Origin of the sequence: Pseudomonas sp. NPDC088890, assembly GCF_044900155.1 — a bacterium.
Classification (GTDB): domain Bacteria; phylum Pseudomonadota; class Gammaproteobacteria; order Pseudomonadales; family Pseudomonadaceae; genus Aquipseudomonas; species Aquipseudomonas urmiensis.
Genome location: NZ_JBJDNG010000004.1, coordinates 340,394 through 366,029 on the forward strand (window position 1 = coordinate 340,394; position 25,636 = coordinate 366,029).

General features: G+C 62.7%; 21 protein-coding genes. 9 read left to right on the forward strand and 12 right to left on the reverse strand.

What is annotated here, in order from left to right; genetic code table 11:
- The 5 genes from lepB (at nt 1) to pdxJ (ending at nt 4,176) form a co-directional block, all read left to right on the forward strand.
- On the forward strand, nt 1–855 hold the full coding sequence (gene lepB / locus ACI2JX_RS11795; RefSeq protein WP_186556165.1) for a signal peptidase I: 855 nt from the start codon (nt 1–3) through the stop codon (nt 853–855).
- Nucleotides 856–1,019: 164 nt separating this feature from the next.
- Nucleotides 1,020–1,709 (forward strand): ribonuclease III, encoded by a 690-nt coding sequence (gene rnc / locus ACI2JX_RS11800; protein WP_186556166.1) that lies wholly within the window; start codon nt 1,020–1,022, stop codon nt 1,707–1,709.
- Complete coding sequence (era, locus tag ACI2JX_RS11805; protein ID WP_264236294.1) at nt 1,702–2,604, forward strand: GTPase Era; 903 nt, start codon at nt 1,702–1,704, stop codon at nt 2,602–2,604. Before rnc ends, era begins: the two co-directional genes overlap by 8 nt.
- 104 nt (nt 2,605–2,708) lie before the next feature.
- Entirely contained in the window at nt 2,709–3,392 is a 684-nt protein-coding gene (gene recO, locus ACI2JX_RS11810; protein WP_368973654.1) for a DNA repair protein RecO, read from the forward strand.
- A 61-nt stretch (nt 3,393–3,453) separates the two neighbouring features.
- Entirely contained in the window at nt 3,454–4,176 is a 723-nt protein-coding gene (pdxJ, locus tag ACI2JX_RS11815; RefSeq protein WP_404690176.1) for a pyridoxine 5'-phosphate synthase, read from the forward strand.
- A gap of 50 nt (nt 4,177–4,226) precedes the next feature.
- Here pdxJ and ACI2JX_RS11820 read toward each other — a convergent pair whose 3' ends face one another.
- Entirely contained in the window at nt 4,227–5,612 is a 1,386-nt protein-coding gene (locus ACI2JX_RS11820; protein ID WP_404690123.1) for a heavy metal sensor histidine kinase, read from the reverse strand.
- Complete coding sequence (locus tag ACI2JX_RS11825) at nt 5,609–6,283, reverse strand: heavy metal response regulator transcription factor (protein ID WP_264236298.1); 675 nt, start codon at nt 6,281–6,283, stop codon at nt 5,609–5,611. Before ACI2JX_RS11825 ends, ACI2JX_RS11820 begins: the two co-directional genes overlap by 4 nt.
- A 299-nt stretch (nt 6,284–6,582) precedes the next feature.
- Between ACI2JX_RS11825 and ACI2JX_RS11830 the strand changes: the two genes are divergently transcribed.
- Complete coding sequence (locus tag ACI2JX_RS11830; protein ID WP_186556172.1) at nt 6,583–6,786, forward strand: hypothetical protein; 204 nt, start codon at nt 6,583–6,585, stop codon at nt 6,784–6,786.
- Between the two features lie 69 nt (nt 6,787–6,855).
- Here the strand turns inward: ACI2JX_RS11830 and cmoB are convergent, their stop codons facing one another.
- The 7 genes from cmoB to ACI2JX_RS11865 all read right to left on the reverse strand — a co-directional run bounded on the left by cmoB (nt 6,856) and on the right by ACI2JX_RS11865 (nt 18,113).
- Nucleotides 6,856–7,812, reverse strand: coding sequence for a tRNA 5-methoxyuridine(34)/uridine 5-oxyacetic acid(34) synthase CmoB (cmoB, locus tag ACI2JX_RS11835; protein ID WP_264236300.1), 957 nt, complete (start codon nt 7,810–7,812; stop codon nt 6,856–6,858).
- Nucleotides 7,809–8,552, reverse strand: a complete 744-nt coding sequence (gene cmoA / locus ACI2JX_RS11840; RefSeq protein ID WP_404690124.1) for a carboxy-S-adenosyl-L-methionine synthase CmoA — start codon at nt 8,550–8,552, stop codon at nt 7,809–7,811. Before cmoA ends, cmoB begins: the two co-directional genes overlap by 4 nt.
- 89 nt (nt 8,553–8,641) lie before the next feature.
- Nucleotides 8,642–9,034 (reverse strand): protease inhibitor I42 family protein, encoded by a 393-nt coding sequence (locus ACI2JX_RS11845; RefSeq protein WP_264236302.1) that lies wholly within the window; start codon nt 9,032–9,034, stop codon nt 8,642–8,644.
- A 151-nt stretch (nt 9,035–9,185) separates the two neighbouring features.
- The gene (lon, locus tag ACI2JX_RS11850; RefSeq protein ID WP_368973657.1) at nt 9,186–11,606 is read right to left on the reverse strand and encodes an endopeptidase La; all 2,421 of its coding nucleotides are present in this window, start codon (nt 11,604–11,606) and stop codon (nt 9,186–9,188) included.
- Between the two features lie 223 nt (nt 11,607–11,829).
- Nucleotides 11,830–14,241 carry a glucose/quinate/shikimate family membrane-bound PQQ-dependent dehydrogenase gene (locus tag ACI2JX_RS11855; RefSeq protein ID WP_404690125.1) on the reverse strand — a complete coding sequence of 804 codons (2,412 nt, stop codon included), beginning with the start codon at nt 14,239–14,241 and terminating at the stop codon, nt 11,830–11,832.
- 32 nt (nt 14,242–14,273) lie between these two features.
- Complete coding sequence (locus tag ACI2JX_RS11860; RefSeq protein WP_404690126.1) at nt 14,274–15,620, reverse strand: carbohydrate porin; 1,347 nt, start codon at nt 15,618–15,620, stop codon at nt 14,274–14,276.
- Nucleotides 15,621–16,067: 447 nt separating this feature from the next.
- On the reverse strand, nt 16,068–18,113 hold the full coding sequence (locus ACI2JX_RS11865) for a TonB-dependent receptor (protein ID WP_368973651.1): 2,046 nt from the start codon (nt 18,111–18,113) through the stop codon (nt 16,068–16,070).
- Between the two features lie 228 nt (nt 18,114–18,341).
- On the opposite strand from ACI2JX_RS11865, the gene ACI2JX_RS11870 reads away from it, so the two are divergent.
- Nucleotides 18,342–18,563, forward strand: coding sequence for a VF530 family DNA-binding protein (locus ACI2JX_RS11870; protein ID WP_186556180.1), 222 nt, complete (start codon nt 18,342–18,344; stop codon nt 18,561–18,563).
- Nucleotides 18,564–19,217, forward strand: a complete 654-nt coding sequence (locus tag ACI2JX_RS11875) for a Pr6Pr family membrane protein (protein WP_264236307.1) — start codon at nt 18,564–18,566, stop codon at nt 19,215–19,217. It abuts the gene before it with no gap.
- A 4-nt stretch (nt 19,218–19,221) separates the two neighbouring features.
- Here the strand turns inward: ACI2JX_RS11875 and ACI2JX_RS11880 are convergent, their stop codons facing one another.
- The 3 genes from ACI2JX_RS11880 to ACI2JX_RS11890 form a co-directional block, all read right to left on the reverse strand.
- A complete protein-coding gene (locus ACI2JX_RS11880; protein ID WP_264236308.1) occupies nt 19,222–19,983 on the reverse strand; it encodes a siderophore-interacting protein in 762 nt (253 codons plus the stop codon).
- Nucleotides 19,980–20,513 (reverse strand): PadR family transcriptional regulator, encoded by a 534-nt coding sequence (locus ACI2JX_RS11885; RefSeq protein ID WP_404690127.1) that lies wholly within the window; start codon nt 20,511–20,513, stop codon nt 19,980–19,982. The genes ACI2JX_RS11880 and ACI2JX_RS11885 overlap by 4 nt, the downstream gene beginning before the upstream one ends.
- Before the next feature lie 108 nt (nt 20,514–20,621).
- Nucleotides 20,622–23,750: a transglycosylase domain-containing protein gene (locus ACI2JX_RS11890; RefSeq protein WP_264236310.1), complete on the reverse strand. Its 3,129-nt coding sequence runs from the start codon at nt 23,748–23,750 to the stop codon at nt 20,622–20,624.
- A gap of 437 nt (nt 23,751–24,187) precedes the next feature.
- On the opposite strand from ACI2JX_RS11890, the gene ACI2JX_RS11895 reads away from it, so the two are divergent.
- Complete coding sequence (locus ACI2JX_RS11895; RefSeq protein WP_368971381.1) at nt 24,188–25,606, forward strand: amino acid permease; 1,419 nt, start codon at nt 24,188–24,190, stop codon at nt 25,604–25,606.
- Nucleotides 25,607–25,636 lie beyond the last annotated feature (30 nt).

The following is a 25,636-nucleotide window of genomic DNA, read 5'->3' on the forward strand; positions in this document are numbered from 1 at the left end:
ATGTCGCTAAATTTCCCGCTGTTGCTCGTCATCGCCGTCGCAGTCTGTGGCTTGTTGGGTCTGATCGACCTGCTGTTCCTGGCCCCGCGCCGGCGCGCAGCGATCGCCAACTACCAGGGCAGCGTCACTCAGCCCGAAATGGCTGTGGTCGAGAAGCTGAACAAGGAGCCGTTGCTGGTCGAGTACGGCAAGTCGTTCTTCCCGGTGCTGTTCATCGTGCTGGTACTGCGCTCGTTTCTGGTCGAGCCGTTCCAGATCCCTTCCGGGTCGATGAAACCGACCCTGGAAGTCGGCGACTTCATCCTGGTGAACAAGTTCTCCTACGGCATTCGGCTGCCGGTGATCGATAAAAAGGTCATCGACGTGGGTGATCCGCAGCGCGGGGACGTGATGGTGTTCCGCTATCCAAGCGACCCGAACGTCAACTACATCAAGCGCGTGGTCGGCCTGCCGGGCGACCAGATCCGCTATACCAGCGACAAGCGTTTGTATGTCAACGGTCAGCCGGTCGCCGAGCAGTTGGTCGGTACCGAGCCAGGCACCTTGGGCAGCGCTGAGCTGTACAAGGAAAAGCTGGGCGAGACCGAGCACCTGATCCGCAAGGAGATGAGCCGCTATCGCATGCCGCCGGACCAGCAATGGACCGTGCCGGCTGGCCATTACTTCATGATGGGCGACAACCGCGACAACTCCAACGACAGCCGTTACTGGGATGACCCGAACATCCCTAAAGAACTGCACGGCATGGTCCCGGACCGCAACATCGTCGGCAAGGCTTTCGCGGTCTGGATGAGCTGGCCAGAGCCCAAGCTCAGCCATATGCCCAACCTGTCGCGGGTCGGCCTGATCCATTGATACCCATCGGCGTTGTCTGACAGACAGCGCCGAATGCTTTTCTGACATAGGCTGTGTTCTCAGGGATCGGGAGATTTCGCCACCTGAACAGGGGCGATCCACAGCAAAACAGTCTTTCAGGATGTTGATTTGAACAACGCGTTGAATAACCCACGGGTGGCCGCATGAGTGCTCCCCTTGAACGCCTGGAGCGCAAGCTCGGCTACACCTTCAAGAACAAGGACCAGATGCTCCTGGCCCTGAGCCATCGCAGCTACGCCGGGCGCAATAACGAGCGTCTGGAGTTCCTCGGCGATGCCATTCTCAACTTCGTCGCTGGCGAGGCGCTGTTCGAGCGCTTCCCCCAAGCGCGCGAAGGCCAGCTGTCGCGCCTGCGCGCACGCCTGGTCAAGGGCGAAACCCTGGCGCGTCTGGCCCGCGGCTTTGACCTGGGTGAATACTTGCGCCTGGGTTCGGGCGAGCTCAAGAGCGGCGGTTTTCGCCGCGAATCGATCCTCGCCGATGCCCTCGAAGCGCTGATCGGCGCCATTTATCTGGACGCCGACATGGAGACTGCGCGCGAGCGCATCCTGGCCTGGCTGACCGATGAATTCGAGAGCCTGACGCTGGTCGACACCAACAAAGACCCCAAGACCCGCCTGCAGGAGTTCCTGCAGTCGCGGGCCTGTGAGTTGCCACGTTACGAAGTGGTCGACATCCAGGGCGAACCTCACTGCCGCACCTTCTTCGTCGAATGCGAAGTGGTGCTGCTGAACAACAAGAGCCGTGGCCAGGGCGTTAGCCGGCGTATCGCCGAGCAAGTCGCCGCGGCTTCTGCATTGATCGCCCTGGGCGTGGAGAATGGCAATGACTGAGAACAACCCAACCCGCTGCGGTTACGTAGCCATCGTGGGTCGCCCCAACGTGGGCAAGTCGACCTTGCTCAACCACATCCTCGGGCAAAAGCTGGCGATCACCTCGCGCAAGCCGCAGACCACCCGTCACAACATGCTCGGGATCAAGACCGAAGGTGATGTGCAGGCGATCTACGTCGACACCCCCGGCATGCACAAGGCCAACGACAAAGCGCTCAACCGCTACATGAACCGCACCGCTTCGGCCGCCCTCAAGGACGTCGACGTGGTTATTTTCGTGGTCGACCGTACCCGCTGGACCGAAGAAGACCAGCTGGTGCTCGAGCGGGTGCAGTACGTGACCGGCCCGCTCATCCTGGCCGTCAACAAGACCGACCGGATGGACGAGAAGGCCGAGCTGATCCCGCACCTGAAATGGCTGCAGGAGCAGTTGCCGAACGCCGAGATCGTGCCAATCTCCGCGCAGCAGGGGCACAACCTCGAATCGCTCGAGGCGCTGATCGCCAAGCACCTGCCGGAAAACGAGCACTTCTTCCCGGAAGACCAGATCACCGACCGCAGCAGCCGCTTCCTCGCCGCGGAGCTGGTGCGCGAGAAGATCATGCGCCAGCTCGGTGCCGAGCTGCCGTACCAGATCACCGTCGAGATCGAAGAGTTCAAGCAGCAGGGCCATGTGCTGCACATCCATGCATTGATCCTGGTCGAGCGAGATGGCCAGAAGAAGATCATCATTGGCGACAAGGGCGAGCGCATCAAGCGCATCGGCTCTGACGCGCGCAAGGACATGGAAACCCTGTTCGACGCCAAGGTCATGCTCAACCTGTGGGTCAAGGTCAAAGGCGGCTGGTCCGATGACGAACGCGCCCTGCGTTCGCTGGGCTACGGCGACCTGTAAGCCTTACGCTCCGCCTTTGCTCCTGTGGGAGCGGGCTTGCCCCGCGATGGCGATCGCAGGGCAAGCCCGCTCCCACAGTTATTTCTGACATCGAGTGCTCTGTGATGGAACAACCCGCCGCCCAGCCGGCCTTCGTGCTCCACAGCCGCGCCTACAAGGAAACCAGTGCGCTGGTGGACTTGCTCACCCCCCAGGGGCGGGTGCGAGCGGTGCTGCGCCGGGCGCGGGGCAAGGGTGGCAGCCTGGTGCGCTGTTTCGTGCCGCTTGAAGTCGAGCTGCGCGGGCGCGGCGAGCTGAAGAACGTCGGCCGTCTGGACAGCGTGGGGATTGCCGCCTGGCTGCATGGCGACGCCTTGTTCAGCGGTTTGTACCTCAATGAGTTGCTGATGCGCCTGCTGCCTGCCGAAGCGCCTCATCCGGCGCTGTTCGAGCATTACGCATTGACCTTGCAGGCGCTCGGCGAAGGCCGGCCCTTGGAGCCGCTGCTGCGCGCCTTCGAATGGCGCCTGCTCGATGAGCTGGGCTACGCCTTTGCGCTGGATCACGACATCAACGACACCCCGATTGCCGCCGAAGGCCTGTATCGCTTGCAAGTGGACGCAGGTCTTGAGCGCGTCGAGCTGCTGCAGCCCGGATTATTCAAGGGTGACGAGCTGCTGGCCCTGGCGCAAGCGAACTGGGAAGCCCCCGGCGCACTGCTGGCCGCCAAGCGCTTGATGCGCCAGGCGCTGGCGGTCCATCTGGGGCCAAAGCCGCTGGTCAGTCGGGAACTGTTTCGCAAGCGCTAAGCACGTCGTATGCTGTGTGGCTAAATCTTCAGGAGAGCCTTTCGTGACTCACAGCAACCGCATGCTTCTTGGCGTCAACATCGACCACGTGGCGACCCTGCGCCAGGCCCGCGGCACCCGCTACCCAGACCCGGTCAAGGCTGCCCTGGATGCCGAGGAGGCAGGTGCCGACGGCATCACCGTACACCTGCGCGAAGACCGCCGGCATATCCAGGAGCGCGATGTGCTGGTACTCAAGGAGGTGCTGCAAACGCGCATGAACTTCGAGATGGGCGTCACTGAAGAGATGATGCTGTTCGCCGAAAAAATCCGCCCGGCGCATATCTGCCTGGTCCCCGAAACCCGTCAGGAACTGACCACCGAAGGTGGCCTGGACGTGGCTGGGCAAGAAGCGCGGATCAAGGCAGCAGTTGAGCGCCTGTCGCGTACTGGCGCTGAAGTCTCGCTGTTCATCGACGCCGATGAGCGCCAGATCGAAGCCTCGCGTCGTGTCGGCGCGCCTGCGATCGAGTTGCACACCGGCCGCTATGCTGACGCCCAAACCCCGACCGAAGTGGCTGAAGAGCTCAAGCGCATCGTCGATGGCGTGGCCTTTGGCGTGGGCCAGGGCCTGATCGTCAACGCCGGTCACGGCCTGCATTACCACAACGTTGAAGCGGTGGCGGCGATCAAGGGCATCAACGAGTTGAACATTGGTCATGCGCTGGTCGCACATGCGCTGTTCGTTGGCTTCAAGGCGGCGGTGGCGGAGATGAAAGCGCTGATTGTCCAGGCATCGCGCTAAGCAAGCCTAGGCGCGATCGCCTTAGCTGATCGCGGGGCCCGCCCCGCGATTCATTCTGCGCGAAACAGCAAAGTAAACCGGGTTGGCCCTTCCGGCCGGCTACTCACCTCAACCCTGCCGCCGTGCAAGTGCATGATCGACTGCACGATCGCCAGCCCCAGTCCGGTACCACCTTCGAGCCGCGAACGCCCGCATCCAGCCCTGTAGAAACGTTCGAACAGCTGTGGCTGGTGTGCCGGGGCGATCCCTGGCCCCTGGTTCTCCACCCACACCCAGGCATGCTCAGCGTGCCGGCCAATGCCTACCGTCACGCGCTGCCCTTCAGGGCTATGCCTGATGGCATTGCTCAACAGATTCGACAGCGCCCGCTGGAACATCAACCGGTCGGCCAGCGCCGTGCCCCAACCTTGCAGCTTCAGCTCGATATCCTTGAGCTCGGCGCTGAACGCGAACAGCTCGCCGACCCGCTCGGCCTCTTCGGCCAATGCCAAGGGTTTGAGCACGACCTGCGCCTGCGGTTGGCTGACTTGGGCGAGGAACAGCATGTCGTTGATGATGCGGTTGAGCCGGGTCAGCTCCTCGATACTGTCTTCCAGGACCTCGCGATAGTTCTCGCTGTCACGCTCACGAGCCAGGGTGACCTGGGCCTTGCCCATCAGGTTGCTCAAGGGCGTGCGCAGCTCATGGGCGAGGTCATCGGAGAACTGCGACAGCTGCCGCACGCCTTGATCCAGGCGATCGAGCATCACGTTGATGGCGCCGGCAAGCTCCGCCAGTTCAAACGGCAAGCCGCTGTCGGGCAGGCGGTGAGTGAGGTCCTGAGCCGACACCTGACCGGCCACCCGCCGAAAGTGACGCAGCGGCTTGAGGCCGCGTTGCACCAGCTTCCACGCGCCAATGCCGATCAGCACCAGCAGCAAGGGCAGGGCCAGCAGTGTCGAGTGCAGGTAGGCTTGCAGCAGGCTGTTATCGTCGTCGCGGTTGAGCGACATCATCACCCGCACCGGCGTGTCATCGCGCAGGCGCATCAAGCGGGTGGCAGTGAGGATCTGGTTGCCGGCGCTGTCTTGCCACTGCGCGAAGGCCAGCGTCGCGCCGGTCTGCAGTTCGCGGAGCGCCTGTGACTCCAGCGCTGGGCCAAGGCTGAGCAGCGGCGGGTGCCGGCCGTTGAGTGCCAGGACATTGAGGCTGAGGTTGTCATGGCCCATGACCAGATCGAGCAGCGGATGGGCGCGAGTGGCCAAGTCACCGCTGCGCAGATCGACCCGCAAGTTGTGCTCGACCTGGAGCATCTTGCGCGCCAGGTCCTTGCGGGCACGGCTATCGAGTTCATGATCGAGGGCGAACACTGCCAGGCAGGCCAGCAGCAGGACCAGGGTGGCGCCCATCAGGGTTACGCTCAGGCCCAGCCGTAGCGACAGGCTGGCAGGCTTCAAGGACGCGCCTCGAGCACGTAGCCAACGCCGCGCAAGGTATGGATCAGCTTGTCTTCGAACGGATCGTCGATCTTCGCCCGCAAGCGGCGGATGGAGACCTCGACCACGTTGGTATCGCAATCGAAGTTCATGTCCCACACCAACGAGATGATCTGCGTGCGCGACAGCACTTCGCCGCTTTGACGCATCAACAGGTGCAGCAGGGCGAATTCCTTGGCGGTCAGGTCGATGCGCTTGCCGCCGCGCCAGGCACGATGACGGCCTGGGTCGAGCTCCAGGTCAGCGACGCGCAGGGTGCTCGGTTGTAGCTGTTGGTCGTTGCGCCGCAGCAGGCTGCGGATTCGCGCCAGTAGCTCGGGGAATTCGAACGGTTTGAGCAGGTAGTCGTCGGCACCCAGGTCCAGGCCTTTGACCCGGTCGGCCAGGCGACCATGGGCGGTGAGCATCATGATTCGCGTGGCCGAATCGGCGCGCAGGCGCTGCAATACGCTCCAGCCGTCCAGCTCGGGCAGGTTGACGTCGAGGATCACCAGGTCATATGCCTGCTGGCGGGCCAGGTGCAGGCCGTCGATGCCGGTGTGGGCGCAGTCGACCACGTAGCCGTTCTCGCGCAGGCCTTGCTGCAGGTAGTCGGCGGTGCGCAGTTCGTCTTCGATGATCAGTAGACGCATGGTCGGGCTCGGTCAGGTGAAGGGCGGCGATTCTCGACCCTGAAGTGGGATGAGGGTCAAGCGAGGCAATGTTACGGCATGCGAAGCGGTGTTTTGCCTGGATTACGGATTTGTAATGTGCCAGCCATTTCCCTGACAGTCAGGGCCCTAACGTGGCACAAACCCGCGCTTACAGACGCGATAGGGTGAACCAACCGCCCCGAAAGCCAGCCTTGCAAGACTGTAATGTGCGCCTCACCTTGGCGTTAGCTACCGCCCTCTAGGATGGCCTCATCTGAACCCTTATGAGGCAAATCACCATGAACCTGACCAAGTACCTGTTGCTGGCACTGCTCACTCTGGGCAGCACCACGGCCTTGGCCGAAGGCGGCGCGGAGCGTTCGCGGCAGTTCTGGGAGGCATTCCGCCAAGACCAGGAGCGCTTGCATGGCAAGCAGGACCAGGCCGTGGCCGAGCGTGAGCGTAAGCAAGCGGAAAAGGCCCGTGAAGTAGCCAAGGACTAGTTTCACCCAGCCGCCTGGCGTTGCTCCTGCCAGGCGGTGTCGTTAGGCGCCCATTGCCGGGCGCCTGTTTTATTTGCGCGCCAGGATGGTCGCGCGGCGAGGTGCCGGCAGGCCTTCGATGGTCTTGCTGTGGTCGTCCGGGTCGAGGAAGTCGCCCAGCGATTGGTAGCGCATCCAGTCGGTGCTGCGTTGCTCTTCGACGCTGGTGACGCTGACGTCGACGCAGCGTACGTCACTGAAGCCTGCGCGGCGCAACCAACGTTCCAATGCCGGCACCGAAGGCAGGAACCAGACGTTACGCATCTGCGCATAGCGATCTTCCGGGACCAGCACCTGATGCTCGTCACCTTCGATCACCAAGGTTTCCAGCACCAGTTCGCCGCCCTTGACCAGGCAGTCCTTGAGCGCCAGCAGGTGCTCGATCGGCGAGCGCCGGTGATAGAACACGCCCATCGAGAACACGGTGTCGAAGCCTTCGAGGTTGGCTGGCAACTCTTCCAGGGCGAACGGCAAGTGCCAGGCTGGCAGCTCTGGCAGGTACTTTTGCACCGCCTGGAACTGGCAGAAGAACAACCAGTTGGGGTCGACGCCGATGACCATGTCAGCGCCGGCACCGAGCATGCGCCACTGGTAGTAGCCATTGCCACAGCCGACATCCAGTACGCGCTTGCCGTTCAGGTCCAGGTGCGGAGCGACCCGCGACCATTTCCAGTCCGAGTGCCATTCGGTGTCGACATGCACGCCGAACAGATCGAACGGCCCTTTGCGCCAAGGCGACAAGCCCATCAGCGCCTGGCGCATCTGCGCGCGGCTGGCCTCATCGCAGTCGCTGTCCAGGCGCAGGCCATTGACCAGATCGATCTGGCTCGGTTGCAGGTCGGGCAAGGTGTCCAAGGCGCCGCGCCAGCGTTCGAGGTCACCGTGGCCTTTTTCCAGTTTGCTTTGCAGCTGCGCTTGCAGGCCTTGCGACCAGTTAGCCAGGGGGGTGCCCGCCAGGCGGCGGACGAGGGGAGACAGATCGATCATGGCAGGGCTATCAGTGAGGCAAAGTTAAGGCATTGGAACCACGGCACCACCTTGGAGAAACCGGCAGCGCGCAGGCGCTGTTCATGGGTTTCAAGCGTGTCGGGGCGCATGACGTTTTCGATGGCGCTGCGCTTCTGGGCAATTTCCAGTTCGCTGTAGCCATTGGCGCGCTTGAAGTCCACATGCAGCTCGGCAAGCAACGCCTGCTCCTGCTCATCGGCGAAGCACAGCTTTTCCGAAAGGATCAGCGCACCGCCCGGCAGCAACGCCTGGTGGATGCGTGTGAGCAGCTCGAGGCGTTGCTCGGGGGCGATGAATTGCAGGGTGAAGTTCATCGCCACTACCGAGGCTGGCTCGAAGGGCAGGGCAAGAATGTCCGCCTCCAGCACCTGTACCGGCAGCAGCTCCTGGAACATCGAGTCTTGTGCGGTGAGGTACTGGCGGCAACGCTCGACCATCGCTGCGGAGTTGTCCACCGCGATCACCCGGCAACCGTCACTGCGCACATGGCGGCGCAAGGATTGCGTCACCGCGCCGAGCGAGGCGCCCAGGTCATACAGCGCGGTATTGGGCTGGGCGAAGCGTGCGGCCAGCACGCCAAGGTTCTCGACGATGGTCGGGTAACCTGGCACCGAGCGCTTGATCATGTCCGGGAACACCCGCACCACGTCTTCGTTGAACACGAAGTCGGGTACCTGCTCAAGAGGCTCGGCGAATAGGCGGTCGGGTTGTTTGCTCACGTAAGGTCCAGGGTGCTGGCTGGGTAAAGGGCCAGCATTTTAGCCAAACTGCGCCAAGGATGCATGAATGGCTGACCAGCGCTGCGTGTTTAATTCACCTTGATCTCGCAATCGAAGGTCTGTACCGGGCGCACCTCCGGAGCCCAGGGCTGCTGGTAGACCAGGATCAGGTGGCCATCGCCGGGGGCTTTGGCCTGGAAACGCCAGGTCGAGACGCCTGCACTACCGACCAGCCCGGCCTGCTCGGGTTGGGTGTAGACCTCTGCGCCGATCGGCCGAAGGATGTTGGTGGCCGGGTTTTGCACCAGCCAGCGGTAGCCGGTGGTGGGGTTGCTTGGCAGGCTCAGGGTCAGGTTCTGGCCTGTTTGCAGGCGTATCGGGCATTCGTTTTCTGCGCCCAGCTCGACGGTTTGGCGCGACTGATGGCTACAGGCGGCAAGCAGGGTGAGGCTCAGGGGAACGAGCAGACGGAGTGCAGTCATGTTGGCTCCAAAGGGCTGGCGATGCCTGAGGATAACCGAAGCGGTGAGAATTTTGTGTTGGCTGTTCTGGCCCTATCGCGGGCAAGCCCGCTCCTACAGGGTTTACCACAGTCCTGTAGGGGCGGGATTGCCCGGCGCTAGGGCCCCCTGTCTAGAACAACACCTTCGCTACATCGGCAAAGCGCTTGGCAAAGTGCACGGTCAGCCCTTCGCGCAGGTAATCGGGCAGTTCCTCGAAATCACCGCGGTTGGCCTCCGGCAGGATCAGCTCGAAGATCTTCTGCCGCTTGGCCGCAATGACTTTCTCGCGCACACCGCCGATCGGCAGGACCTGGCCGGTCAGGGTCAGCTCGCCGGTCATCGCCACGCCTTTCTTCGGCACCTGGTCGCGAGCCAGCGACAGCAGCGCGCTGGCCATGGTCACACCGGCACTTGGGCCGTCCTTGGGCGTGGCGCCTTCCGGTACATGCAGGTGAATGAAGGCTTCGTTGAAGAACCCAGGATCGCCACCAAACTGCTTGAGGTTGGAACTGACGTAGCTGTAGGCGATTTCGGCCGACTCTTTCATCACATCGCCAAGCTTGCCGGTCAGCTTGAATCCGCGGTTAAGGGTATGGATGCGCGTCGCCTCGATCGGCAGGGTCGCGCCGCCCATGCTGGTCCAGGCAAGGCCGGTGATCACGCCTTTGCCCGCCAACACCTGCTCGCTGCGAAACACCGGCATGCCCAGGGCGGCTTCCAGGTCTTTCGGGGCGATCTTCAGTTTCGCCGTAGGGTCGTCCAGCAGCTTGACCACTGACTTGCGCACCAGCTTGCCCAGCTGTTTTTCCAGCTGGCGAACCCCGGCTTCACGGGCATAGCCCTCGATGACCGTGCGCAGGGCGCTGTCACTGATGCTCAGGCTGGTCTTGGCCACACCGGCTTTTTCCAACTGTTTGGGCCACAGGTGGCGCTTGGCGATCGCCATTTTCTCTTCGGTGATGTAGCCGGACAGGCGAATCACTTCCATGCGGTCGAGCAACGGCCCGGGGATCGAGTCGAGGGTGTTGGCGGTGCACACGAACAGCACCTTGGACAGGTCCAGGCGCAGGTCCAGGTAATGGTCGAGGAAGTCGACGTTCTGCTCCGGATCGAGGGTTTCCAGCAGCGCCGAAGCCGGATCGCCCTGGTAGCTCTGGCCCATCTTGTCGATCTCGTCGAGCATGATCACCGGGTTCATCACCTCGACCTCTTTGAGCGCCTGCACCAGCTTGCCCGGCTGGGCGCCGATGTAGGTGCGGCGGTGGCCCTTGATCTCGGCCTCGTCGCGCATACCGCCGACGCTGAAGCGGTAGAACGGCCGGCCAAGTGATTCGGCAATCGATTTACCGATACTGGTCTTGCCGACCCCGGGCGGGCCGACCAACAGCACGATAGAGCCACTGATCTCGCCCTTCCAGGCGCCCACGGCGAGGAACTCAAGGATGCGCTCCTTGATGTCATCGAGGCCGGCATGATGCTGGTCGAGCACTTTGCGCGCATGCTTGAGGTCGAGCTTGTCCTTGCCATACACGCCCCAAGGCAGGGCGCTGGCCCATTCCAGGTAATTGCGGGTGACGGCGTATTCGGGTGAGCCGGTCTCCAGAATCGCCAGCTTGCCCATCTCTTCGTCGATGCGTTTTTGGGCGGCAGCAGGCAAGGTCTTGCCTTCCAGGCGTTGCTTGAACTGCTCAAGGTCGGCACTGCGATCGTCCTTGGTCAGGCCCAGTTCCTGCTGGATGACCTTGAGCTGCTCCTTGAGGAAGAACTCGCGCTGGTGCTCGCCGATCTGCCGATTGACCTCGGCGGAGATCTCGTTCTGCAAACGGGCGACCTCGACCTCCTTGCGCAGCATCGGCAAGACCTTCTCCATGCGCTTGAGGATCGGCACGCAGTCGAGCACTTCCTGTAACTGGTTGCCGGTCGCTGAGGTCAGCGCAGCGGCAAAGTCGGTCAGTGGCGAAGGATCGTTGGGGCTGAAGCGGTTGAGGTAGTTCTTCAACTCTTCGCTGTACAGCGGGTTGAGTGGCAGCAGCTCTTTGATCGCGTTGATCAGGGCCATGCCGTAGGCCTTGACCTCATCGGTTGGCTCGGTCGACTGGCGCGGGTATTCGACTTCCACCAGATAAGGCGGGCGGTGGTGCTTGAGCCAGGTGCGGATGCGCACGCGGGTCAGGCCTTGGGCGACGAACTGCAACTTGCCGTTTTCGCGGCTGGCGTGGTGCACCTTGACCAAGGTGCCGTACTCCGGCAGCGCCGAGGTGTCGAAGTGGCGGTGGTCCTCGGGCGGCGTGTCCATGAAGAACAGCGCCAGCGAGTGATGATCGGTCTTGGCTACCAGGTCGAGGGTTTCTGCCCAGGGTTCTTCATTGACGATGACCGGCAGCACTTGGGCCGGGAAGAATGGGCGATTGTGAATTGGGATCACATAGACCTTGTCCGGCAACTGTTGGCCGGGCAGGGCGAGGGAGTGGCCTGGGGTGGAGGCCGCTTCGAGGTGTTCGACTTCGCTGTGTTCGTCGGGATGTTCCGGAAGATCCTGCTGGTCGCTCATGGGGCACCTGCGTGAATGGCTATGGTGCTTAGATGGGGCGGGGGCGGACAGGTTTCAATGGTAGACGAAAGGGGGGCTGGCAAACGCATCGCGGGGCAAGCCCGCTCCCACGCGTCCGATACTGGCAGCGTGGGAGCAGGCTTGCCCCACGCTGCCGGTGTCAATGGAAGCGTGGGAGCGGGCTTGCCCCGCGATGGCGTCATCACTGACGCCGGGCAATCGCTTACTCGGCGAGTTTGTAAGCGATGATGTAGTCACCCATCTTGGTGCCCAGCGAGCCGTGGCCGCCAGCCGTCACAAGGACGTACTGCTTGCCATCCTTGCCGGTGTAGGTCATCGGCGTGGCCTGGCCGCCTGCCGGCAGACGGGCTTTCCACAGCTCTTCGCCGTTGTGCACGTCATAGGCGCGCAGGTATTGGTCCAAGGTGCCGCTCAGGAAGCCAACGCCACCGGCGGTGACGATCGAGCCGCCCATGCTTGGTACGCCGACCGGCATGCCGATTGGCACTGGGGTGCTGTCGCGGGTGGTGCCGTTCTTGTGCTTCCACACGACCTTGTTGGTGAACAGGTCGATGGCTGCCACGTAGCCCCAGGCCGGTGCTTGGCACGGCACGCCCAGTGGCGACATGAACGGATGCATGATCACCGCATACGGCGCGCCGGTATTGGGCTGCACGCCACTGGTTTCGCTCTCGCGCTTGCTGCCCGCGGCGACTTGCTCGCGTGGAACCATTTTCGAGACGAAGGCCATGTAGTTGGGCGAGGTGAACATCAGCTGACGCACCGGGTCGACCGAGACGCTGCCCCAGTTGAATACACCGACGTTGCCTGGGTAGATCAGGCTGCCTTGCTCGGACGGCGGGGTGTACTGGCCTTCGTAGCGCAGGCTGCGGAACTGGATCCGGCAGAGCATCTGGTCGAACGGGGTAGCGCCCCACATCGCCTGTTCGGTCAGGTCCGGGCCGAGCAAATTGAGGTCCGAACGGGCCTGGGTCGGTGCGGTGTGATCACCCTTGACCGCGCCTTGCGGCGTCGGGATCTCGCGGATCGGCACGATCGGCGTGCCGTCGCGGCGGTCCAGTACGTACAGGCTGCCCTGCTTGGTCGGAACGATCACCGCAGGCTTGACGCCATCGTCGGTCTTCAGGTGGATCAGGGTTGGCTGACTGCCGACGTCCATGTCCCACAGGTCGTGGTGGGTGAACTGGTAGTTCCAGCGCACCTTACCGCTGGCAAGGTCGAGGGCGACGATACCGGCGCTGTACTTCTCGGCACCTGGGGTGCGGTCAGCGCCCCACTGGTCGGGCGTCTGGTTACCCAGTGGCAGGTAGATCATGCCCAGGTCTTCATCGACGCTGGCGATCGACCACATGTTGGCCGAGTTGCGGCTGTACATCTTGCCGGGAGCCAGAGGCGTGGTGTCGTCTGGGTTGTTGCTGTCCCAGTTCCACACCAGGTGACCGTCGTGCACGTCGTAGGCGCGGATCACGCCCGACGGCTCGTTGGTCGACTCGTTATCGGTGACATGGCCGCCGATGATCACCAGATCACGGGTGATCGCCGCAGGCGAGGTGGAGTAATAGCCACCGGCAGTGAATGGGCCGATGCCGGTGGTCAGGTCGATCACGCCCTGGTTGGCGAAGCCTTCGCAGACCTTGCCGTTGTCGGCGTTGATGGCGATCAGGCGGGCATCGGCGGTCGGTAGGTACAGGCGGCGCGGGCAGGCCTGGGCAACCACTTGGCCGGCGTCGGAGATCTTCGGCACTGGGCTGCCGTCACGGCTGACGTAGCGATTTTCGTCGTAGTACGAAACGCCCCGGCACGTCATGTGGGCGAAGCCCTTGAAGGTGCCAGTCGGGCTCTTGACCTGTGGGTCGAAGCGCCAGATTTCCGCACCGGTATCCGGGTCCAGGGCCAGCAGCTTGCTGTGCGCGGTGCAGGCGTAGAGCATGCCGTTGACCTTCAACGGGGTGTTCTGGTTGGTCAGTTCCACCGGGTCGTTGTCGGTTGGCAGGTCGCCGGTGCGGATGCGCCAGGCTTCTTCCAGACGATAGGCGTTCTGTGGGGTGATCTGGCGCAGTGGCGAGTAGCGGTCGCCATGCTCGGTACGCCCGTAGGCCTGCCATTCACCGTCCGGCATGGCCGGTGCGGCGCTGCCCATCTCGCTGCTGTCGCGGTTCAGCTCGCCACGGATTTCGCCTGGGTGAGTGAACTGGCTGGCCACGGCGGTGGCGCCGGAAGCGACCACGGCCACGCTGAGCAGGGCGGTGTTGATCTTCGTGGCTGGGCCGATCAGCGGGCGGCGCGCCCATGGCAGCAGCAACAGCACGCCGATGGCGAACCAGATGGCCAGGCGCGGCACCAGTTGCCACCAGTCCAGGCCCACTTCCCACAAGGCCCAGACGGTACTGCCGAGCAGCACCAGGCCGTACAGGCCCAGAGCGATGCGGCGCTTGGCCAGCAGCAGGGCGCCAGACACGGCAAAGCCAAGGCCGGCGATCAGGTAGTAGAGGGATCCGCCCAGCTGGCTCAGCTTGATGCCGCCAGCCAGCAGGGCCAGGCCCATCAGCAATAGCAGCACGCCCAGAAGGCGCGGGAGCCAGCGGGTTCCATTCTTGGCACTGTCAGTGCTCATCAATAGGTACTCCGTTAGGTCAAAGGGTGGGTTCAGAAACTGCTTTGGATCTTCAGGCCGCCGATCAGCGCATCATCGACCTGCGACACCCCGCCCGGATGGCGGATGTACTGCAGGTTGGGACGCACGGTGAGCCAGTCGGCCAGATGGATGCCGTAATAGAGTTCGGCGCTGTATTCGGTGTCCTGCACGGGCAGGAAGCCTGGATTGTCGTAGTCATCGAGACCCGCCACCTGGTTGGCCAGGCGGGCATTCTTGCGATAGCCGGGATTGACGTGCACGCGAGCGAGGGCGAAACCGATGTCGTCCTTGGCGCGGGCATCGAACGGCCCCTTGTAAACCACACCAGCCTGAACATAGTTGTCGATGGCATTGGTCTTCTTGTCGTGCACGGTGGCATTGGCGAACATGCTCAGGCCGCGCGACTGGTCGGATGCCAGCGAGGTGACCTGCTGCTGGACGCCAAGCCACAAGCCATGTTTGCTGGAGCTGCTGCGGTAGGCCGCGCCGCTGATCGCGGCCGGCTGACCGTTGCTGTCCTTCAATACGTCCTGAGCCTTGGCATTACTGTAGTAGTAGCCGGCGCGATATTCCCCTTTAAGGCCATTGACCCGTGGGCTCCAGACCAGTTCGATCGGCATCACCGCGCCTTGGGTGCCGCTGCCGCTGAGCTTGAAGCCGTTGCCCGACTCAAGGTTGGACGGGTTCTGTTCGAACACCCCGACCTGGGCGTACAGCGAGTCGTTGAGGTTGTAACGCACACGCAGTGCCCACTGGCTGACGGGCCAGTTGTACCAGATGCCGCCGACCCAGTTGCCCACCTGCGAGCCGCAGAACGCCAGGTTCTGGAAGTCGCAGGGGAAGCTGTTGAAGTCCTCGCCTTCACCGAAACGGCCGAATTTCACATCCAGGGCGCCGTCGAAGTATTTCTGCTTGATCCACATCTGGGTCAGCCGCCAGGTCTGGCCGCGGCCCCAGACTTCCTGGGCCGAGGTAAAACCGCCGACGCGTGGGTCGTTGATGCGGTCATTGCTGATGTTCTGGCCATGGCGCTCGGTGATGGTCAGCTGCACCTCGGTATCGTGCCAGCCGAGGATCTTTTCCAGGTCCAGGTGGCTGCCAAAGGTGAACTGGTCGCTGTAGCGCGCCGTGCGGTCGTGGTCATAGCCGCCGTGCAGGTTGCTGCCCATCTCGCCGGTGTAGCCGAGGGTGAAGTCGTAGCCTTGTTCCAGCAGTTCAGTACGGGTGCCGCCCCAGTCGCCGAGCATCCACGGCGAGTCGCTGGCAAACAATTCGCTGGCGCTAGCGGTGGTCGACAGGCCGCTGAGAAGGGTGGCCAGGGCAAGGCCGGAGTATCGAGTTTTAGGCAGCTGGAGCATGAGATAGCGCTATCTTTTGATTATTGAAAAATACGCAAGCGCATCGAAGAGCGGGCTCTTCAATGGAAAAGGCATCGGATGGTACGGATGAAGCGATTCAGCTTGCGGCGGGGAGGATATAGGGGAAGTTGTAAGAAAAAAAGACAAATTGTCGCAGGGAATTATTGCCGAGGGGGTAATAATGGCTTTGTTGGGCCATTTCTTAGGTCAATGATCACAGTGTCTGTGCCGGCCTCTTCGCGGGCAAGCCCGCTCCCACAGGGACCGCGCAGCTCCCAAGAGCCGTGGTGTACCAGTAGGAGCGGGCTTGCACCCAGACGCGAGCTGGCAGAGCGAACAGTTGCCCAGGGACCGCGCAGTTCCCAAGAGCCGCGCTGTACCTGTGGGAGCGGGCTTGCCCGCGAAGCGGTCGACGCAGAAACTACGTTCGAATCTCCCGCGTCAGCATCAGAAACTGGTCCGCAAGCCCACCTCGACACTGCGTCCGGGCGCTGGAGCGATGTCGCGCAGAATCGAGCTGGCATAGCGCACCGTCTGATCGGTCAGGTTCTCGCCGCGCACGAAGGCCAGCCACTGGCTCTGACCGATATCGAAGCGATAACCCACGCTGGCCCCTAGGGTGGTATAGCCGTCAGTATGGGTTTCATTGGACGGCTTGCGATGCTGCGAGGCGGCATGCTGCACGTCGACCCGAGCCTGCCAGCGATCCCGCTCCCAGACCAAGCCGCTGTTCAAGCGCAGCGGCGCGATACGCGGCAGAGGCTCACCGCTGTCCAGGTTCTTGGCGCGGGTGTAGTCACCCGACAATTCCAGGGCAAAGCTGCCATAACGGTTCTCGGTCAACTGCCAGCGGTCTTGCGCCTCGATGCCGTAGAAGCGTGCGCGCACGCCCTGGTAGAGGTACTCGGGGATGTCGCCGTGATCGTGGTCATGATCGTGGTCGTGTTCTTCATGGCCGTGATCGTGGCCTTCGCGCAGGTTGCCGCTGCCGATCAGGCCGATGTAGTTACGAAAGTGGCTGTAGAACACGCCGACGCTGCCCTTGTGGGTGCCGTTGTCAAACCGCAGCGCCAGGTCGCCGGAGATGGCTTTTTCCTTGTTCAGGTTCGGATCGCCCACCTCATACGCGCCAGTGGCGACGTGCGCGCCGTTGGCATACAGCTCGTAGAAGGTCGGGGCGCGCTCGGTATAGCCGAGGTTGGCCGCCAGCGACCAGACCGGATCGAGTTGGTACACCGCACCGGACGACAGGCTCACTGCGTTGAAGCTGCTGGCGCTGTCGGCCCCGGTGAAGTCTTCATTGCCCTTGGCATCGGGATCTACCCGGGTGTGCTCCAGGCGCGCCCCGAAGCTCAGGTTCAGACGCTCGCTGGCCTGCCACTGCTCAAGCAGGAACAGCGCCAGGCTGTCGGTATCGGTATGCGGGACGAAGGCTTCTTCGCCCAGGGCAGAAAACTCGTTGCGACTGAGCTGGGCGCCGATTACCCCTTCGAGCGGCCCGAGCGGCTGGTGCCGCGCCTCGATACGCGCCTCGTAGCCCTTGTTCTTGAAGGTGGTGTGAACCTCGCCAGATTCGATCTCGCGGTGCTGATAGTCGGTGTAGCCGGCGTCGACCTTGACCGAGCTGAACGGCCCTTCGAGATCGCGCAGCTCCGAGGCGAAACCGTAGTGATCCTGCTGCATGTCCAGGCGTACGCCAGGCTCGGCCACCGAGCCGTAGTTGCTGTCATAGCGGCTGTAGGACAGACCGGTGTAACCGTGATCCCAATGGTAGGAACCGCCAATGGCGCCGCCGTCCTGGCGACCGTCGCTGTTTTCCAGGCGGTGCTTGCTGCCAGGTTCCTCGGCGTTGCGCACGTTCGAGCTGCGCGCGTAGCCGGGGATGCGCAGGTCATTGAACTGACGGCTGTTGGCATCCAGGTGCAGGGCGAAGGCGCCGTTGCCGGCCTCAAGCTTGCCGGCGCTGCTGCGGGTGGTGTCGGCGCCGCCGTAGCGCAGCTCGCCCGCACCATGAATTCCCTCGATGGGTGCATCGGGGATGCGGTTATCGAAGGTGTTGACCACGCCGCCGATGGCATTGCCGCCGTAGAGCAGGGCGGCGGGGCCGCGGACGATCTCGACCCGCTCGACCGTGACCGGGTCGAGCGGCACCGCATGGTCATAGGACAGCGACGAGGCATCCAGGGCGCCGACGCCATTGCGCAGGATGCGGATGCGATCGCCATCCAGGCCGCGAATCACTGGACGACTGGCCCCGGGGCCGAACCAGGTGGAGGCGACCCCGGGCTGCTTGTTGAGGGTTTCGCCGAGGCTCGAATGCTGCTGTTGCAGCAGGTCGTTGCCTTCCAGGACAGTGCTGGGCGCGGCCAGCTGGGTATTGCCGAGCGGGTTGGCGGTGATGACCTGGGGTTCCAGTTCGACTGCCTGGCTGGGCGTGGAGGCGAGCCATAGCGCGGCGGCGAGGGGGGAGAGGCGCAATGAGGAGCACAGCATGGGAAAAGACGATCCTTGGCAGGTATTGGTATGGTTACAATATAACATTACTATTTCAGCACAGGGAATCTCGGTCTGGCCAGAGGATCTTCTGTGTTGCTGCCGGCCCTTTCGCGGCGCAAGTCGCAGGGGGGGATAGGGCCGGCATGCCGGGTACAGCGCTCGAATACCGCCACCGCCCACTACACTCGTGTAATGTGCGCATCTTTTCTTCGCGGGAGCACTGGCATGAGCACGGCCAACCACAACGCGCTGCACGGCAAGACCTTGGAGCAGATCCTTACCGAGCTGGTCGCGCACTACCAATGGCAGGGCCTGGCCGAGCGCATCGACATTCGCTGCTTCAAGAGCGATCCGACCATCAAGTCGAGCCTGACCTTCTTGCGCAAGACACCGTGGGCGCGGGAAAAAGTCGAGCACCTGTACATCAAGCTGCAGCGCAAAGGCTGAATGCCTCGTCATCCCTGGTTGAGCCTGGCCGCAATCCTCGGCTGGAGCGGCCTGAGCGTGCAGGTCTACCTGGTGCTGCTGGCGCGCTGGCACGAGCAGGCCAGCCTGATCGGCGGGTTGATCAATGTCTTCGGGTTTTTCACGGTACTGACCAACACCTTGGTTGCCAGCGTGCTCAGTTATGCAGCCTTCGGCCACCCGTCTGCCGCCAAGCGTTGGTTTCTGTCGCCCGCCGTCAGCTCAGGGATTGCCGCCAGCATCGCCTTGGTGGCCTTGGCCTATAGCCTGTTGCTGCGCCACTTGTGGCACCCGCAGGGGTGGCAATGGCTGGCCGATGAACTGCTGCACGACGTGATGCCGCTGCTGTTCGTGGTGTATTGGTGGCGGGTGGTGCCCAAGGGCAGCCTGCGCGTCTGGCACCTGGGGCTGTGGAGCCTGTATCCGGCGTTGTACTTTGCCTTTGCCTTGTGGCGCGGGCATGAGATCGGGGTGTACCCGTATCCGTTCATCGATGTTGCCGAGCTTGGCTATGCGCAAGTGCTGGTCAATGCTCTGGCGGTATTGGCGGGGTTCTGGGGGATAGGCCTGCTGATCCTGGGCCTGGACCGCTGGCAAGGCAGGCGCCTGGCCGAAGCCAGGGCGCATTCGCGCTGAGCGATCACTCGTCGTCAGCGCTGGCATCTGCACGCCAATAAGCGGCGGCCTTCAGTGCGTCTTCCTGTGCGCCCTTGGCCAGCAGCAACGCTTTGGCCTGGCGGGTGAGGGTTTTTTCCAGGGCGACCCAGCTGTACAGCTTGCCTTGCGGCAGTGCCAAGTTCTCCAGCAATGCCAGCAGGTCTTCGTCATGTCGGCGCACCCAGATCACCTCGACCTGAGCCTTGCTCGGCAGCGGCTGACGCTCCTGTTCGTCCTCGATCTGGATCACGGCCAACACCTGACGGCCAGCGGGCAGTTCATCCAGGCGGCGGGCAATGGCCGGGATTGCAGTCTCGTCTCCGATCAGCAGGTAGCTGTCGAAAATGTCCGGGACCACCATCGACGCCCGTGGCCCGGCGATGTTCAGCTCATGCCCAGGCACAGCCTGCGCAGCCCAGGTCGAGGCAGGGCCATCGCCGTGCAGGACGAAGTCGATGTCCAGTTCTCCCGCCGCCAGGTCGACCCGCCGTGGGGTGTATTCGCGCATGGTTGGCCGGGCACCGCCGTCACGTCCAAGGTTGCGCGCTTCGATGGCGGCTTGCTCTTGTGCACTCATGGCGAACAACAGCTTGACGTGGTCGTCGCTACCGAGGCTGATGAACCCTTGCAGCTCTGGGCCGCCGAGGGTAATCCGGCGCATGCGTGGGGTCAGTTCGGTGACCCGCAGAACCTGCAAACGGCGCTGTTTGATTTCATGGTTGACGCGGTGAATGGTGTCGCTCATGGGGTGTTCTCCGTAATGGAATTGGCCGGGCCGGCGGCGATGGCCTTGGCGGTGTCGTTGAGCAGGTTGCGCACCCGCTCGATCTCTTCAGGCGTCCAACAGCCGCTGTGCATGTGCAAGGCATGGCGCAGGTTGCCGACCGCTTCATGGATTTCTGGCGGGCGGTCGTGGCCACGCAGGGCGCGTTTGCTGACTTCGATGCGCATGCGCACGCCATCGAGGGCGACGGCTTGCTCGATCAGGGCGGTGCGACCTGCGTCGGTGATGACGTACAGACGTTTACTGCCCTGGATTTGGCCGGTGATCAGCTCTGCTTCTTCAAGGAAGTTGAGGGTGGGGTAGATCACCCCTGGGCTTGGGCTGTAGCTGCCGTCGAACAGGGTTTCGATCTGGCGGATCAGGTCATAGCCATGGCCAGGTTGCTCGGCAAGCATCGCCAGCAGTAGCAATTTGAGGTCGCCCGGGGCGAATACCCGAGGGCCGCGTTCGCCACGGCCGGGGCGACGTTCGAAAGGATCATGGTCACGCATGGGAGGGTTCTCGTCTTTGCGATATATCGTTAGATATTACTTAAGATATATCGCAAGACAAGCCCTAGAGGCTGATGATTCTCATCTAACTTTCCGATGAGTACTTATCTAGGGGGCATTTGCACGCATAGCCATTTGCGGTGCTTTGCACTCGGTTGCGCTGCCCGGCTCCAGGTATGGCATGAGAATCGGTGCCATGCCCTTGAGTACCTGCACCGGCAATGCCGAGGTGAAGGTGAAGGCTTCTGCCGTGCGACCTGGGACGAACGCGGTGAGGGTGCCGAAGTGGTTGTCGCCCAGGTAGAACACAAAGGTGGCGGTGCGGTTGAGCGAGCGCGAGCCGATCAGCCGGCCGCCGGCGCCGAAGCTTTCGATGCGGTTGTCACCGGTCCCGGTCTTGCCGCCCATCACCAGCGGGGTGCCGTCATGCAGCTTGAAGCTGCCGGAGATACGCCGCGCGGTACCGGCATCGACCACTTGCGACAGGGCGCCTTTGAGCGCCCGGGCAACTTCCACTGGGAGGATTCGCTGGCCGCGGTCCGGGTCGCTGATCAGCTTGGTTTCATAGGGGGTGTCGGCGGCGAAGTGCAGGGTGTCGATGCGCAAGGTGGGCAGGCGCACGCCATCGTTCTGGATGATCCCGACCAGTTCTGAGAGTGCCGCTGGGCGGTCGCCCGAGCTGCCGATGGCAGTGGCCAGCGAGGGCACCAGGTGATCGAACGGGTAGCCGACGCGTTTCCAGCGCTGGTGAATGTCGAGAAACGCCTCGATCTCGACCATGGTGCGGATACGGCTGTCGCGCGCGCCCTGGTGGCGGCTCTTGAACAGCCAGCTGTACACCTCCTGACGCTCGAAGCGGCTGGCATTGACCATCTCGGTCAGGGTCGCCCCGGGGTTTTTCAGCAGGTATCCAAGCAGCCACAGGTCGAGGGGGTGAACCTTGGCGATGTAGCCCTGGTCGGGCAGGTCGTATTTGCCAGGGCCATAGGCGTCGTACATCTCTGACAGGCGCCCGTCGGTGAGCTTGGCCAGGGCCTTCTTGTCTTCTTTGCTATGGGCGCGCACGAAGGCGTTGAACGTCTCCTGGCCGGCTTCGGGGAACAGGTAGCGGTGCACCGCAGCCAGACGCTGCGGGGTCACGCGCATGCTGTCGAGGAAGGTGTCCAGGCGCTGCTGGGAGGTTTTACGCTGGTACTTCTTCCAGAACCGCATCAGGTAGTTGGTGCCTTCGCGGTCGGCGAAGCGCGCTAGGTATTCCTGGCGACGCGGGTCGGAGTCGTCCTTGAGCAGCGGTGCCCGGTTGAACGGCTGCTGGTAGGTCACGTAGCGGACGATATCGCGCATCAGGCGGATGAACGGCAGGTTGATCGATTCGCGCAGCGCGTCCTTGAGAGTGGGGTTGCGGCTGTTGTCTTCCTTGCGGAAGTTGTTGAACACATGCATGCCGCCACCGGTGAAGAACGCTTCACCGGTATTGGCCGAGTACTTGCGCTCAAGGGCGGCGTCGAGCATGGCGTCCAGGCTCTGGTTCTTGCTGTTCTGGATCAGCCATTCCAGTGACCATTGGGTGATCCGGTCGAGCTCGGCGACAGGTTCTTTCTTCAAGTCGGCGACGGGTTTGCCCGCGTATTTGCCGTGCAACTCGGCGATGATTTCCAGGTAGGTAGTCAGTACCCGCAGCTTGGCGGTCGAGCCCAGTTCCAGTTTGCTGCCTTCGTTGATGTCGAACGGTTGGTCGGTGCTGTCGGTCTGCACGCGCACCCGCGAGCCATCGGCGGTGCGCTCGAACAGGGTGAAGCTGTAGCGCACCTGGTCGGTGGTCTTGGTAGTCAGCAAGCGTTCGCCGATCAGCCCGATCTGCGCGGCGAAGGCCGGGTCGGAAAGGTTTTTCAGGTATTGGCTGACTTGCGTCTGCAGGTCGGCCTGCAGGGTACTGGTGGCCGACAGATCGAGGCGGTCGAGGTCATACAGCGGGCGATTGAGCATCGCTGCCAGGCGGTTGCGGGCCAGGCTGATGCCCTTGTTGGTGACGATCGGCACGATGGTCGGCTGGGCCACCCAGTCGCGATACACCGCCTTGCTGGCCAGCGCCGCATCAGCCAGTGGTCGCTCGATGACATTGGCGGCAGCGAGCACGCGAATATGCGAATCAGTCAGTTCAGCCAGTTCGATGCGGCCTTTGGTCAGGTAATGCGAAGGTCGGCGCTGGGCGATCATCAGCGATAACACCTGGCGCAGGGCCAGGCCACGTTGGGCCATGCTGGCCTCGTCGGTGGCGGTGGACGCCAGCGCTTGGTTTACCTGGTCGAAATCAGCGCCGTACCAGACCCGCAAACCCTCAGCCATGCCATGCACTTCGCCATGCCCAGGCACTGCCGAGAGTGGCACGCTGTTGAGGTAGTCACGCACGATGCGCTGGCGTGCTTCGGTGGTGTCCGGCCCGCCCTGGTAGGCGCGCACGCTGGCCGAGAACATTTGGCGGATTTTCTCGGCGCCCGACACGGTCAGGCCATCTGGCGAATGGCGGTATTTTTCCAGCTGCGTAGCCAGGGTGCTGCCGCCCGCCGATTGACCCGGCAAGGCGAGGTACTTGGCCACCTGGCTGTAGGCCGCCTTGGCGAAGCGCGGCCAGTCGACGGCCGGGTTGTTGCGCGGGTCGTGCGGGTCGAGCAGGTCGCGGTTCTCGATGAACAGCAGGCTGTTGACGATCACTGGCGGAATCGCGGCAAAGTTCGGATACAGGTGCTGTGGGTAGTTGTACTGGTACAGCGTGTCGCCCCGGCAGTCGGTAATCGACAGGCCTGCCTGGATCTTTTCCACGTAAGGCACGAACAGGCCGTGGTCGACGTAGTTCATCAGGGCCGGGGAGAACTGCACCTGCTCGCTGATCAGGTAGTCGCGCTTGAGCAGGCGCGGCAAGAATTCGCCCAGCGCGCTGTAACCCAAGCGTTTGTCGAACGGACCTTCGCCGGGGTAGACGATGGCATCGCTTGGGCCAGGCTCCAGCGAGTAGGTGAGGGTGCTGGCCAGCCGGCTGAATTCGCGTGACTGCAAGTTCGAGGTCTGCACCTCGTCATAGGCGGCAAAGCCGATGGCGACGATGGCCACCAGCACGATCAGCAAAATCAACCGCCACCACAGCCGGCGCTGGCGAGGGGTCTTTGGCGCCGGAGCTTCAGCCAGATTTGCTTCAGGTGCGTCCGTTCTGGTTGGTTCCGATTGCCACAGTGCGCCCATAGTCTTCAATCCGGCCAGGTAATTTCGTCTTACTTGTCTGAAGCTTAGACGTTGGCCGGAATTGGTGAAAATTTTGTAAGAAGTGGCCGAATCTGCGGTGGGAATATAAGGCTTTGGTGCGGCTTCCAATTTGCGTGGAAGTTGTTAGGGTGGCTGCACCATTTTGGGGCTGCTGCGATGAGCACTGCAGCAGCGGCAAAAATACACTAGGTAAAAGGGAAATTTGCCAAGAATTCTCGCCAAATTTCCCTGTTTATATAGTGAAAAGCCCTACAGTTGGCTTCCTATACTGCTCGACCCCTTCGCCCTGCCCGCGCCTCTGGTGCGGGTGGACGGATCAACCCACGAGGTTGGCCCGGCAAGACGACGCCCCGCTCATCGGTGAGGCTGGTGCTGCACGAAGGTCATATCCAATAACAAAATGAGGTTGTATTGCTATGCCAGTCGGCAACCACCCTGCCCATGGTGAGACCGCTCAAGGCGGCCCACTCAAGCGTGAACTGGGCGAACGGCACATCCGTCTGATGGCCCTCGGCGCCTGTATCGGTGTCGGCCTGTTCCTCGGATCGGCCAAAGCTATCGAAATGGCCGGTCCGGCCATCATGATTTCTTACATCATTGGCGGCCTTGCGATCCTGGTGATCATGCGCGCGCTCGGCGAAATGGCCGTGCACAATCCGGTCGCTGGCTCCTTCAGCCGCTACGCCCAAGACTACCTCGGCCCCCTGGCGGGCTTTCTGACCGGCTGGAACTACTGGTTCCTGTGGCTGGTGACCTGCGTTGCCGAGATCACGGCGGTGGCCATCTACATGGGCATCTGGTTCCCCGATGTGCCGCGCTGGATCTGGGCCCTGGCGGCGCTGGGCAGCATGGGTGCGATCAACCTGATCGCGGTCAAGGCCTTTGGTGAGTTCGAGTTCTGGTTCGCTCTGATCAAGATCGTCACCATCATTGCCATGGTCCTCGGCGGCATCGGCATCATCGCCTTTGGCCTGGGCAATGACGGCGTGGCCATGGGCATCTCCAACCTGTGGAGCAACGGCGGCTTCATGCCCAATGGCGTGACCGGTGTGCTGATGTCGCTGCAGATGGTCATGTTCGCCTACCTGGGTGTGGAGATGATCGGCCTCACAGCAGGTGAAGCACGCAACCCACAGAAGACCATCCCCCAAGCGATCGGCTCGGTGTTCTGGCGCATTCTGCTGTTCTACGTCGGCGCGCTGTTCGTGATCCTGTCGATCTACCCGTGGAACGAAATCGGCAGCCAGGGGAGCCCGTTCGTGATGACCTTCGAGCGGCTGGGCATCAAGACTGCGGCTGGCATCATCAACTTCGTGGTGATCACTGCCGCGCTGTCGTCGTGCAACGGCGGTATCTTCAGCACCGGGCGCATGCTCTACAGCCTGGCACAGAACGGCCAGGCGCCGGCGACCTTCGCCCGTACCTCGAAAAATGGCGTGCCGCGCAATGCGCTGCTGCTGTCGATTGCCGCCTTGCTGTTGGGCGTGTTGGCCAACTACCTGGTGCCGGAGAAAGTCTTCGTCTGGGTGACTTCGATCGCCACCTTCGGTGCGATCTGGACCTGGGTGATGATTCTGTTGGCCCAGCTCAAATTCCGCGCTGGCCTTAGCAGCGCTGAGCGCAAGGCGCTTAAGTACCGCATGTGGCTGTGGCCGCTGAGCTCGTACCTGGCGCTGGCGTTCCTGGTGCTGGTGGTGGGCTTGATGGCGTACTTCGAGGAGACTCGCGTGGCCTTGTACATTGGCCCGGCGTTCCTGGTGTTGCTGACGGGGTTGTACTACATGTTCCGTCTGGCACCCAAAGATGCGCAAGGGGTGGTGAGTACTGCTTCTTGAGGTAAACAAGTTTGGGGCCGCAAAGCGGCC